We start from the raw sequence: 11872 nt of genomic DNA, 5'->3' as shown, positions 1-11872 counted from the left end.
CGACTCGGCCTAGGACCGGGTCATGCCGCCACGAGCGCGGGCATCGCCGGCTGGGGACAGTGCGCCGTCAGGCACCGTGCGTACAGCAGGACCAGCCGGTGGAAGCGGTACTCGACCGGGCCGACCGTCTCCAGCAGGGCGCCGTCGGCGAGTTGCTCCACCAGGTCCTCGGCTCGGGCGGGGGGCAGGCTCAGCGCCGTGGCCGCCGCCGACGCCGTGAACGGCTGCTCGCCCAGCACGGACAGGCAGGCCAGCAGGTCCCGGACCGGGCCGCCCGTACGCGCCAGCCATCTGCGCAGCGACCGGTCGAGGTCCAGATCGCCGAAGCGCAGCTCCCGCAACCGTTCGGTCGGCTCCGCGAGCCGCTGGGTCAGACGTGCCAGGGGCCAGTGCGGCCGGGACGCGAGCCGTGCCCCCGCGATCCTGAGCGCGAGGGGCAGCCCGGCGCAGTGGGCGACGATCTGCGCGGCCGCCTGCGGCTCGGCCGCCACCCGCGCGGCACCGACGATCGTCCGGAGCACGGCGAGCGCCTCGCGGTCGGGCATCGGCTCCAGAGCCAGGATGTCGGGTCCCACGACCGCCGCCAGGTGCGCGTGCCCGGTGACCAGGACGCCGGCGTGCGGGCTGGCGGGCAGGAGCGGCGCCAACTGCGCGCCGCTCACGCCGTTGTCCAGCAGCACGAGCAGCCGGCGCCCGGCGGTGTGGGTGCGGTAGAGCCGCACCAGTTCGTCGAGATCGTGCCGGACATTCTGCGCCGGCTCGTGGCCGAGGGACCTCAGCAGCCGGATGAGCACCCCGCGCGGGTCCTCGGGCGTGCCGTCGGAGGCGGCCAGGTCCGCGTACAGCTGGCCGTCGGGGAACCGCTCGCGCACGGCGTGCGCGGCGCGCACGGCGAGAGAGGTCTTGCCCACCCCCGCCATCCCGGTGATCAGCAGCCGGCGCGCACCCGCGGGGTCGGCTCCGGGATCGTCCGCCGGGGCCAGCAGGGCGGTCACCGCCTCCAGTTCGCGTTGCCTGCCGACGAAGGCGGCCGTGTCGGGCGGCAGCATCGCGGGGACGTGCCGCGGCGCCGCAGGAAGCGAGGCCGTGCCCGTACCGGCGGTCGTCGGGCCCGTCGGGGGCGAGGCGACCGCGGTCGTGGGCGCCGCCCCGGGGCCCTGCGCGGTGTGCCCGGCGACGGCACCCTGGTAGTCCAGGGTGCCGCGGAGCACGGCCTCGTGCGTGGTGGTGAGCTCGCTGCCCGGGTCCACCCCCAGCTCCTCGGCGAGCACGGAACGGCCCAGGCGGAAGACGTGGAGCGCGTCGGCCTGCCGGCCGCACCGGTAGAGCGCCGTCATCAACTGGGCCCGCAGCCGCTCTCGCAGCGGGAAGTCCGCGACCAGACGGGTGAGTTCCGCGATGACCTGCTGGTGCCTGCCCAGCGCGAGATCGGCCTCCATGCGGTTTTCCAGCGTCGCCGCGTGGCCCTCGTCCCATTGCGGGCCCTCCTCCGCCGCCAGGAACTCGGTGGCATTGGAGAGTACGGGCCCGCGCCACAGTTCCAGCGCACTGCGCAGCAGCGTCCCCGCTTCCTCGTAGCGTCCCGCCCGAAGGGCTTGCCGGCCGAGCCTGTCGAGTCGGTCGTACTCCACCACGTCGACGTGGGAGTCGCCCGTTTCCAGGACGTATCCGGGAGACCTCCGGTGGATGGCGATTTCCGGTTCCAGCAGCTTCCGCAGCCGTGATACGTGTGTGTAAATCTGAGCCTTCATGGTCGTCGGAGGGCTCATTCCCCACAACAGTGTGCTGAGCCGAGTGTCCGGCACCACTTTCCCCCTGGCCAGCAGCAGAGCCGCCAGCAGTGTGTGCATCTTGGTGCCCGCGAGGTCGATGCGTTGGTCATCGCGTCGTACCTCGACCGGGCCAAGCAAGCGGAAATCCATGGTTCCCCGTTCAACTACATGGTCCTGCTTAACCTGTCAATGCTAACCAGCCCCAGTGTTCTCTCGATTTTGTCTTGATTTCATTGATGGACTAACAGAAAAATAGAGGCTCCATAGAACCTCTTCCTATTCTTCTCTCACGCACCGACCGGTGTAATCCGGCGCCAGACACGGCCGGATCGCGCGAACGGGTCACCACGCAACAAGGGGGAAGTCCGATGAACGGAGCCCGCGGAACCACGGGAGTCACCATGCTCGGCCTCGTCACGGGCATCGCACTGTTCCTGTGTGCGGCAGCCGCAGGGAACACGACGGGGCCCGAGGGCACATCGGCACCGATCGTCGTCTCGTCTCCGGCCCTGGCCGGCATCGTCGACCCCGACCAGGACTTCCCCTGGAACTAGGCCGCTAGGCCGTTTCGATGGTTCCGACAGGGCCTCCCGGGGCCTCAGCGGACCGGCCGGGCGCTCCGGTCGCCCGGTTCCTCGAGCAGCCCGGCCAGTGTCGCGGCCGGGACCGGTGCGCCGGGCTCCGCGGCCTCCACGGCGCGGAGCAGGCGCTCGGTGCGGTCCCGCCACACTTTCGCCCCCAGCGCGGTGAACGTGTTCAGGGCGCCGCCGATGCGCCGCGCCGCGGCCGGGTCGCCCGCCACCGCGTCGAGGCAACCGAGGTCCGCCTCGATCCGGGCGATCAGGAAGTCGTCGGCGAGCTCGTCCGCGATCTCCCGGGCGCGGCCCAGCACGGAGTGCGACTCCACGAACTCGCCGGTCCGCCACAGGGCATCGCCCAGGGCGCGCAGGGCGTAGGTCTCGCCGACACGGTCGCCGCCCTCCTGCGTCAGCTTCACCACCCGCCGGCTGGCGGCAGCCGCCCTCCCGGGCTCGCCGCTGCGCAGCAGCACCTCGGCGAGCCAGTGCAGGCTCTGCGCTTCGGCCCGCCACAGCCCGCCCTCCCGGCTCTTGGCCACCGCGCGCTCGCTGAGCTCGACCCCCCGGGCGAGGTTGCCGCGCTCCACCTCGATCTGCGCGAACAGGCCCATGGCGTGTGCCGCCTCACGCACGTCCCCGAGGCGGACGAAGACGTCCATGGCCTCCTCGACGTACCGCGCGGCGTGCGCGAGGTCGCTGCGGAAGTGCGCGCAGATCGCCAGCAGCCGGAGCACTTGGGCGCTGCCGTGCGCGTCGCCTGCCTGTCGGAACAGCTCCAGGGCGGGCATCAGCGATTCCCGGGCGCTCGGGTAGCGGCGCTGGTTGATGGCCAGCGAGCCGAGGGAACGCAGCATGGCCGCCTCCCCCATGGCGGAGCCCGCGCGCCGGGCGGCCACGAGGGACTGTTCGGCGCAGCGGCGCCAGTCGTCCAGGTAGTGGCGGGTCTCGAAGACCGGCGTGGCGCACGCCGTGAGTGACCAGCTGAACATCGCCAGGTTGCTGACGGCGTCGCTCTGCGCCGCCTGGGCCACGACGGCGACCAGCGCCTGGCGCTCCGTCTCGAACCAGTCCATGGGAGTACCCAGGAGTTCGTCCAGCAGCGACCGCGGCAGGTCGTGGCGGCCGACCGGTGCGATGTGCGGTGTGGTCCCGCCCTCCGCCCGGCGATGGGCTTCGTCGGCCAGCGTGACCCAGCCGCCGAAGGCCCGGCGCAGGGCCGCGTTCTGTTCGTCCTCACCGTCCTCGGCCAGGGCGAGCTCCCGGGCGTACAGGTGCGGCAGGTTGTGGAACCGGTATCGGGGCGGGTGCCCGGCACGATGCCGGGCGACCTCCAGCAACTGCGCGTCGACGAGCTGCTCGATGAGGTCCTCGGCCTCCCACAGCTCGGTGTCCAGGAGCGCAGCGCCCACCCAGGAGGCGAACTCCGGCACCTTGAGCAGGCCCAGGCAGCGGAACATCCGCGCCGCGGCCGGCGGGAGGTGCCGGTAGGTGAGCCGTAGCCCGGCCCGGATGCCGCCTTGGCCGGGGCTCAGTTCGTCGAGGCGGCGCCGCTCGCACTCCAGCCGCTCCACCAGGGAGCGCAGGGTCCAGTGAGGGCGTGCCGCCAGCCGGGTGCCGGCGATGCGCAGGGCGAGCGGCAGCCGGTCGCAGAGCTCGCTGAGCCGCGCCGCGGCCTCCGGATCGGCGGCGAACCGCTCGGGCCCCGCCACTTGGGCGAGCAGGGCGGTGGCAGCGTCCTGTTCGAGGACCCGCAGATTGATCCGGCGTATGGCGAAGTCGCCGGTCAGGTCGTCGATCGGATCCCTGCTCGTGATCAGTACGCAGCACCGGCCGGTCCCGGGGAGGAGGGGGCGGATCTGCTCGAACGACCGCGCGTCGTCGAGCAGGATCAGCATCCTCTTGTTTTCGAGCACGCTGCGGTAGAGGGCGGCCCGGTCGCCGAGGTCGGCCGGGATCCGCGCGCCGGGCACCCCGAGCGAGTGGAGCAGCCGGTCCAGCGCCGCCTCGGGCAGTACGGGCTCGTCGGTCTCGTGATACCCGCGCAGATTGATGAAGAGCTGGCCGTCCGGGAAGCCGGCGGCGGCCTGGTTGGCCCAGTGGACGGCGAGGGCCGTCTTGCCCACGCCGCTGACACCGGAGATGGAACCGATGGCCGGCGGCCGGGCCCCGTGACTCTCGTCCAGCAGGCGGTCGAGACTGCCGAGCTCCTCTTCGCGGCTGGCAAAGGCCGCGACACTGGCCGGAAGTTGCGCAGGGACCGCCGCCATCGCGGCCGGCGACGGTAAACCGGGCGGCGGCGCCAGCTCCGGCGCGTCCTGGAGGATCAGATCGTGGATCGACCGCAGTCCCGGGCCCGGCTCCAAGCCGAGTCTGTCCACCAGGATCGCGCGCCCCTCACGGAAGATCTCGAGCGCGCGGGCGCGGTTTCCCGAGCGGTACTCGGCGAGCATCAGCCAACTGCGCGACTGCTCCCGCAGCGGGTGCTCGCGCACTAGCGCTGTCAGTTCGCCGATCAGCGCCCGATGCCGTCCGAATTGCAACTGCAGCCCGGCCCGCTCCTCCAGGAGATCGAGCCTGAGCTCCTCCAAACGGGTCGCGGCGCTCTCCGCGGGCTCGCCGACGATGCCCTCCAGCGCGCGTCCCCGCCACAGGCTCAGCGCCTCGTCGATGTGCTTGCACGCCTCGGCGGGCTGTCCCTGCCGAGCGGCCTCCCGGGCCCGGCTCGCCCGTTCCTCGAAGGTCGCGATGTCCAACTGATGCGTGCTGAGCGTCATGATGTAGCCGGGGTGCGAGGTGACGATGAGATCGTCGGCGCCCGCGGCGTCCTTGAAGAGCCTGCGCAGCGCGCCGACGAGGATGGCGATCTGATTCCGTGCGGTGGCGGGCTCGTTGCCCTGCCAGACCGTGGCGATGAGACGTTCGACCGACACCACCCGGTTCCGCGCGAGGAGCAGCGTGGTCAGGACGGTTCGCTGGCGCGAGCTGCCGAGTGTGACGATCCTTCCGTCGATCTGGACGTCCAGCGCTCCGAGCAGCCGGAACACGATGTCACTCACAGCACGGGCCCCCCGACTCGTTCGTGATCATGGTTCGTGATCACGGTGCCCATTGTGTGCAGGCGTTGCACGCACGGCCCCTCCGCATCGCCGGTGACATCCGGCCATTCAGACCTCTCCTCCTCCGCGAGGCGAGGCATCCCGGGCCTGGGCCTGGGCGGGGTGGTGACGGCGTTTCCCAAAGCACCGCACACCGTGCTGTATCGGGGTATCAGAAAAGGCGGGGCCGAGTCGACTTGATATCGGTCTTCACATGACGCACCGCGGGGGGACCGTGACGGAGACCGTGACCCGCACGGGCTCGCCGAGCGCGCCGTCCCGCAAGGCGCTTCCCGGGACGCGCCACGTGGAGCGCGTGGCGGCCCGGGCCCGCACCGCTGTCCGTTCCTTTGCCTACTCCTTGCCGGCGCCGCGGGTCGCCGCTTCCGCCGTGACCGACGCCAGCAGTGTCTCCCGGGTGGCGATGGCCGCGCGCAGGTGTGCCGCTTCCAGCGAAGCCGCCAGTGTCCGGGGCGAGATGCCGAACCAGGGGAGGTAGGAGAGCACCCGCCGGGCGTCGTCGTAGTGCCGCTGAACGGTGTCGCCCAGGATCTGCCCCCGGTCCGCGACGGCGCTCAGGGTGTCCTCCGACAGGGCGTGGACGGCTCCCGGTGCCACCAGTTCCTCCACATAGCGGGTGTCCCGCCGGCCGGGCCCGCGCACCGCCGTCGACACCCAGACGGGGCGGGGGGCCAGGGCGCCGGCGGCGGCCAGTGCGGCCCACCGCGGGGAGGCGAGCACGTGCCGCTGCTTCTCGTAGGCGAGACGGGCGTTGGCGATGGCGGCGGTCCCGGTCAGGGCCCGGGCCTCGGCGGTTCCGGCCCGGGCCAGGGCGCGGTCCACCTCGGTGTCCAGCGGGCTGACCGAGAAGGAGGCGACGGCGCTGAGGGACGACAAGGGCGCCCCGCGGTCCCGTGCCTGTTCGAGGCCGTCGAGGAAGCACTCGTTCACCCTGTGGAACCGCTCCACCGAGAAGATCAGCGTCGCGTGGACGTTCATCGACTCGGCGAGGCAGGCGGTCACGACGGGGAGGTTCTGCGCCGTGGCGGGAATCCCGACCGCCAGGTTCGGCCGATCCACGGCCCGCCACAGCGCGCGGGCCTCCGCCAGCGTCGCACCCGCGTCCCACGCGTTGCGCGGGTCGAGGCCGACCGACACCAGTCCCTCGCGCCCCCCGGTCCTCGCGTGCACCTCCAGCAGGGCGTCGCACAGCTGCCTGACGGCCTCGACCGTGCGGTCCCAGAGGACTTCCTCGGCACTGAGCCCGTCCGTCCGCCCCTGCGGCGGTTCTCCGGACGCGGAGACCTCCCCCAGGGGCGGGATCGGGGTCGGGGGCCGGGCCGAGGACGGGGTCGAGGACGGGGTCGAGGACGGGGCCGAGGACGACCAGGGCGCGACGATGCCCGTGACGTGGCCCTGCGCGATCAGCTCGCGCAGGGCGCCGGTGTCGCGCCCCGTGCGGCCGGATCCGTCCAGCCAGACCGACATGCCCTGGGCGGTGAGCCGTGCGGCGACGGCGTGCGCCGCCCTCCCGGTGGGGGTGCGGCCGCCGGCGGGTGATCCGCGGCCGGGCCCGTCGGGGCGTGCCCGTTCGAGCGCGTCCGCGCGCGGCTCGGCGATGATGTGGAGCATCGGGTTCCTTCTCCTTCGCTGGTTCGCGCTTCGCCGGTCCGCCCGCAGGCCCCCGGCCGGTGCGGGGCGGTGGTGTCAGCGTTCCGCGGCGGGTAGTTCCGGCAGTCGGGGCGGCAGTCGGCGGGCGAGCGGACCGGGCAGGGCGCGGACCACCACGAGGGTGCAGGCCCCGCCGTGCGTGCGCAGTTCGCCCTCGGTGCCGTGGGGGAGCAGCAGGACCTGGCCGGGACCCGCCGGCGTCGGCGGGGACTGCCCGTCGTGGACGGCGATCGCGCCGCTCAGGACGAGGACGGCCTCCTCCGTGCCGTCGTGGGCGCGGACCGGCAGCACGGATCCGGCCGGCAGGTCCCAGTACTCCACGCCCTCGCACTCGCTGTAGAGCATTCCGCGGCGGATCAGGCTCTGCCACTTCGCCCGCACGGGGCCGGCGACGACGGCCACGTCGCCCGTCGCGGTCGACACGATCACTCGGGGCCGCCTTCACGGGCCACGGCGAGCGTCACCACGGCCAGTCGGAGCGGGGTCCCGGCGGTGAACTCCGTACGGGATCCCGCGGACAGCAGCAGACAGGTGCCGGCAGCCAGGCGCACCACCTCGGTGACGCCCTCGGCCGACACCACGCCCTCTCCCTCGTGCACGAAGAGGGCGAGCTCGGCGTCGTCGCGACCGAGCACCCGCTTCTCGCCCGGCGGGAGTTCCACCAGTTCGACGCGCTTGAGCGGGCCGCTGAAGACTCCCGCGGTGTCGACGGTCCTCTCCTCGAACAGGTCGTGGACCACGGCCTTCGTCATGTCTGCTCCCGTGGGTGGCTGGGCGCCGGCCAGCACGGCGGTGGTGGCCGGCGCGAGGGTTTCGATGACCCACCAGTCGAGCGGGGTGTCACCGGTGTTGTGCAGGCCGTGGACGTTCCCGACGCTCGTCAGGGCGAGCGAGCCGGCGCGTACGGGATGTTCCCGGCCGTTGAGCAGGAGGTCTCCCGATCCGGACAGGACGAGGTAGATCTCCTCCGTACGGGTGTGCCGGTGCTCGCCGCTGACCGCGCCGACGGGGAGCGAGGCCCATTCCACGGCCTCGCTCTCCGAGCGGAGCTGGCGGCGCGTGGCGAAGGCCTTCCAGTACGTCTTGCCCTGCGCCCCGTGGACTCCGTAGACGGATGCCTTGTGGCGGGTGGTGCCCACGGCCGTCCAGGGCACGGGAGGGGCGCTGCGACCGGTCACCGGGCGTCCCCCCAGTGCAGGTCGGCCAGCAGCTGGGAGGCGTTCTCCAGCTCGTCCTCGGTGAGGTCGTTGACGAAGACGGCGGATCCGATGCCCTGGGGGAGGGGCAGCCGCTGCTGACCGTCACGGTGCCGGACGGTGTCCCGCAGCGCCGGCACGAGCAGCTTGGGCGTGCACAGTTCGTGCCAGGAGGGCAGCCCGAGACCGGTCATCACGGACAGGACGCGGCGGCGCTCCTCGGAGGTCACCAGACCACGCTGCTCCGCGATCACAGTGGTGAGCGCCATGTCGATGGCGACCGCCTCGCCGTGCAGCAGCTCGGGCAGGGCGTGCATCTCGATGACCGGGCTGAAGGAGTGCCCGTAGTCGACCACGCGCTCCAGCACCTTCTCCCACAGGTTGGGCTGGAGTTCTTCGAGCATGCCGTGGATGGCGCGCTCGACCACCTCGACGGCCGCGTCCGCGGCGCCGTCCGGCGGGCTCTGGAGCCGTTCGGCGAGGAGGCGCGCACCGTGCTCCTCCAGCAGGCCGAAGAGCCGCTCGTCCTTGATCAGGGCGATCTTGAGGATCTCGGCGAGGCCGTTGCTGATGTGCCGCTCGTCGAGGGTGGCCAGGAAGGTCCGGTCGAGCAGGGTGCGGTCGGCGGGGAAGTAGGTGCCGACACGGTTCTTGTGGCCGTCGTTGTTGACGCCGGTCTTGGCGCCGACGCCCGCGTCCACCAGGCCTATCAGCGTGGTCGGGATGCGGATCCACGGGGTCGCGCGGCGGTAGATGCTGGCGGCGAAGCCCACGATGTCCATGAGGACGCCACCGCCGATGGCGATCACCGGTTCGCGGCGGCGGTCGATGCCGAAGCCGTCGAGGCTCTTGATCACCTCCTGCACCTGCCGCAGGTCCTTGGCCGGTTCGCCGTCCTCGAGCACCAGCACCCGGCACTCGACCCCGTGGTGCTCGAAGTACGCGCGGATGCGGGCGCCGTAGAGCTCCTCGACGACGGAGTCCACGACGACCAGACGGCGGGCGTGATCGCCGTCGGCGACGTCCTCGATGATCGCGCGGTTGCCGAGATCCAACAGACCTTCCTCCAGGCGGACTTCGTAGTCGACCTGCTTGACGGCCCGTACGGACCAGTGGGTGATCGGGTTGCCGACGGTGAACAGGCCGCCGCTGCCGGTGCGTTCGGTCGACTGAAGGCCTGACTGCATGACTGTCTCCCTCGATGAGTGCTTGCCCGGAAGAGTACGTCGTGTTCAATGCATGCGCCAGCAAGTTATGTCACATCGTGGCCCCCTTGCCTGGCGGCGACTGCGTCATATTATTTGCATTCGGATGCAATGAATACTACGTTCGGCCACCCCGGGACGGGGAGTCGAGCACATGGGGGCGGGAATGCAGACAGCAGCACTCGTGCGGCCACCGGATCAGGCCGGCATACCGGCCGTCCGGCGCGTGGACCACTTCGCGTTCACCGTGCCGGACCTGCCCGCGGCCGTCGCCTTCTTCACCGAGGTCCTCGGTGGTGAACTCTGCTACGTCGAAGGTCCCGTAGAGGACTCCGAAGGCGACTGGATGACCCGGAAGCTGGGCGTCCACCCGAGGGCCTCGGCCAAGGTCGCACTCGTGCGCGTCGGCCCCTCCACCAACGTGGAGCTGTTCGAGTACACGGCCCCCGACCAGCGCACGCGCCCGCCCGGTCGCAGCGACACGGGGTGGACCCTGCTCTCCTTCCGGGTCGACGGCATCGCCCGCGCCGTCGCGCGGCTGCGGGAGCATCCGGGGCTGAGCATCGAGTCGGACGTCACCACGCCGACGGTGCGGCCCGGCCGTTCCCTGCGCCGCGTGGGCTTCCGTACCCCGTGGGGCCAGGACCTGCAGCTCTGCGGCGACTTCGATCCCTTCGGGCCGGGGGACGCCGGCGAGCCGGGACCGGTCGTCGTGCTCGGAGCCGAACGTCTGGCCCTGGCCGTCGCCGACCTCGACGCCGCCGTGGGCTTCTTCATCTCGGTGATCGGCGCCACCCCGCTCCCGCCCCGCAGGCCGCTGCCGCCCGGTGCGCAGCCCCGCGTGACGCTGCGCCTGGGACCCACCGACCGGATCGAACTGCGGCAGGCCGGCCCGGAGGGCTCGACCACACCGCCCCGCAACAGCGACGCCGGAGGGCACCACATCGCCTTCCACACCGACGACGTGGACGCGGCCGCGCGCCATCTGGCCGCGCAGCCCGGGGTCCACGTGATGGGCGCCCCCGAGACCATCGCGTCCGGCCCCATCGCGGGCAACCGCTGGGTCTACTTCGGCACCCCCATCGGCGTGCAGATGGAAGTCCTCTGCATGCCGGACGGCCGGCTCCCGTACGAGCGCGAGACCGCGGCGCGACGCGCCGTCTCTCGCGATCACACCTGGCGCTGACGCGCACCGCGCACGAACGACGGCCGGCCACGCGCCGTCGCACCCCACCCCAACCACCCAAGGAGCAGACACCGCCATGCGCTGGAACGATCTCTACATCGCCGGAACGGGCGCCTTCCTGCCCAAGCAGGTCTCCGTCGAGGAGGCCATCGAGACCGGTCAGTACGACGAGGAGTCCGCCCAGCACAGCGGCCACCTCGCGCTCACCGTCGCGGCCCCCGAGGACAGCATCCCGGAGATGGCCGTACGGGCCGGGCGCCAGGCGCTGGAACGCTCCGGGTACCTCCCCGAGGACGTTGCCGCGGTGACGTACTCCGTCGTCTTCCACAACGGCATCGACATCTGGAACTCCGCCTCCTACATCCAGAAGGGCATCGCCCGGGCGGGAGCCCTGTCCGCCGAGGTGCGCTCCGGATCGAACGGCGGCCTCATCGCCGCGGAGCTGGCCGCGGCCTACCTGTACGCCCACCCGGAGGCCAAGGTCGCCGTCTCCACCGCGGGCGACCTGTGGACGGATCCCTACTTCGACCGCTGGCGGACCGACCGCATCCTCTACGGCGACGGCGCCGCGGCGGTGGCCCTCTCCCGGCAGGGCGGATTCGCCCGGGTGCTGTCGATGGCCACCAACACCGACCCCGACCTCGAGGCGATGCACCGCGGCCACGAGCCGTTCGGCCCCTTCCAGCACGACGCCGACCACCCCATCGACCTCAACCGCCGCCACCAGCAGTTCCTGGAGGGCTTCGACAAGGACGAGGTGTGGCGCCGGGTCGAGAACGGGCTGCGCAAGGCCGTCAACCAGGCGCTGGAAGAGGCCGGCTGCTCCATGGACGACATGGACCACATCGTCGCCCCGCACTTCGGCGCGGGCCTGACGGTGCGCCAGTGCCTCGCCCCCATCGGCGTCCACGACCTGAAGCGCACGGCGTGGGAGTTCTCCCGCCGTACCGGGCACATCGGCCCCGGTGACCAGTTCGCCGGCCTCAACCACCTCGCCGAGGCCGGTGCGTTGACGCCGGGCAAGCGCGTCCTGCTCCTCGGCGTCGGCGGCGGCTTCAGCTGGACGGGCGCGGTGCTGGACATCGTCGCCGAGCCCGGCTGGAGCGGCGCCCCCGCGTAGCACGTCACCGGGCCCGGCCCCTCACCGTGCCGGGCCGTCCACCTCACAC

General features: G+C 72.2%; 9 protein-coding genes. 3 read left to right on the top strand and 6 right to left on the bottom strand.

Annotated elements, in window-relative coordinates; genetic code table 11:
• Window positions 1–20 precede the first annotated feature (20 nt).
• Window positions 21–1922, bottom strand: a complete 1902-nt coding sequence (locus OG534_RS08470) for an AfsR/SARP family transcriptional regulator (RefSeq protein WP_326587473.1) — start codon at window positions 1920–1922, stop codon at window positions 21–23.
• Window positions 1923–2140: 218 nt separating this feature from the next.
• Here OG534_RS08470 and OG534_RS08465 point away from each other — a divergent pair, with 218 nt between their 5' ends.
• Window positions 2141–2326 (top strand): hypothetical protein, encoded by a 186-nt coding sequence (locus tag OG534_RS08465; RefSeq protein WP_326587472.1) that lies wholly within the window; start codon window positions 2141–2143, stop codon window positions 2324–2326.
• A gap of 44 nt (window positions 2327–2370) precedes the next feature.
• Here OG534_RS08465 and OG534_RS08460 read toward each other — a convergent pair whose 3' ends face one another.
• The 5 genes from OG534_RS08460 to OG534_RS08440 all read right to left on the bottom strand — a co-directional run bounded on the left by OG534_RS08460 (window position 2371) and on the right by OG534_RS08440 (window position 9499).
• A complete protein-coding gene (locus OG534_RS08460) occupies window positions 2371–5406 on the bottom strand; it encodes an AfsR/SARP family transcriptional regulator (RefSeq protein ID WP_326587471.1) in 3036 nt (1011 codons plus the stop codon).
• A 393-nt stretch (window positions 5407–5799) separates the two neighbouring features.
• Complete coding sequence (locus tag OG534_RS08455; protein ID WP_326587470.1) at window positions 5800–7077, bottom strand: transaldolase family protein; 1278 nt, start codon at window positions 7075–7077, stop codon at window positions 5800–5802.
• Window positions 7078–7152: 75 nt separating this feature from the next.
• Window positions 7153–7545, bottom strand: coding sequence for a cupin domain-containing protein (locus OG534_RS08450; RefSeq protein ID WP_326587469.1), 393 nt, complete (start codon window positions 7543–7545; stop codon window positions 7153–7155).
• Window positions 7542–8294, bottom strand: a complete 753-nt coding sequence (locus tag OG534_RS08445; RefSeq protein ID WP_326587468.1) for a cupin domain-containing protein — start codon at window positions 8292–8294, stop codon at window positions 7542–7544. The genes OG534_RS08450 and OG534_RS08445 overlap by 4 nt, the downstream gene beginning before the upstream one ends.
• Complete coding sequence (locus tag OG534_RS08440; protein ID WP_326587467.1) at window positions 8291–9499, bottom strand: sedoheptulose 7-phosphate cyclase; 1209 nt, start codon at window positions 9497–9499, stop codon at window positions 8291–8293. Before OG534_RS08440 ends, OG534_RS08445 begins: the two co-directional genes overlap by 4 nt.
• A 184-nt stretch (window positions 9500–9683) precedes the next feature.
• On the opposite strand from OG534_RS08440, the gene OG534_RS08435 reads away from it, so the two are divergent.
• Window positions 9684–10703 carry a VOC family protein gene (locus OG534_RS08435; protein WP_326587466.1) on the top strand — a complete coding sequence of 340 codons (1020 nt, stop codon included), beginning with the start codon at window positions 9684–9686 and terminating at the stop codon, window positions 10701–10703.
• A gap of 76 nt (window positions 10704–10779) precedes the next feature.
• On the top strand, window positions 10780–11823 hold the full coding sequence (locus OG534_RS08430; RefSeq protein WP_326587465.1) for a ketoacyl-ACP synthase III family protein: 1044 nt from the start codon (window positions 10780–10782) through the stop codon (window positions 11821–11823).
• Window positions 11824–11872 lie beyond the last annotated feature (49 nt).

The organism is Streptomyces sp. NBC_01294, assembly GCF_035917235.1.
Lineage (GTDB): Bacteria > Actinomycetota > Actinomycetes > Streptomycetales > Streptomycetaceae > Streptomyces > Streptomyces caledonius.
This window is presented reverse-complemented; position numbering and strand designations above follow the sequence as displayed.

Excerpts from the sequence above, each read along its gene's own strand:
- OG534_RS08435 (WP_326587466.1), top strand. The coding sequence starts at position 9,684 with ATGCAGACAGCAGCACTCGTGCGGCCACCGGATCAGGCCGGCATACCG.
- OG534_RS08470 (WP_326587473.1), bottom strand. The coding sequence starts at position 1,922 with ATGGATTTCCGCTTGCTTGGCCCGGTCGAGGTACGACGCGATGACCAA.
- OG534_RS08465 (WP_326587472.1), top strand. The coding sequence starts at position 2,141 with ATGAACGGAGCCCGCGGAACCACGGGAGTCACCATGCTCGGCCTCGTC.
- OG534_RS08430 (WP_326587465.1), top strand. The coding sequence starts at position 10,780 with ATGCGCTGGAACGATCTCTACATCGCCGGAACGGGCGCCTTCCTGCCC.
- OG534_RS08440 (WP_326587467.1), bottom strand. The coding sequence starts at position 9,499 with ATGCAGTCAGGCCTTCAGTCGACCGAACGCACCGGCAGCGGCGGCCTG.
- OG534_RS08455 (WP_326587470.1), bottom strand. The coding sequence starts at position 7,077 with ATGCTCCACATCATCGCCGAGCCGCGCGCGGACGCGCTCGAACGGGCA.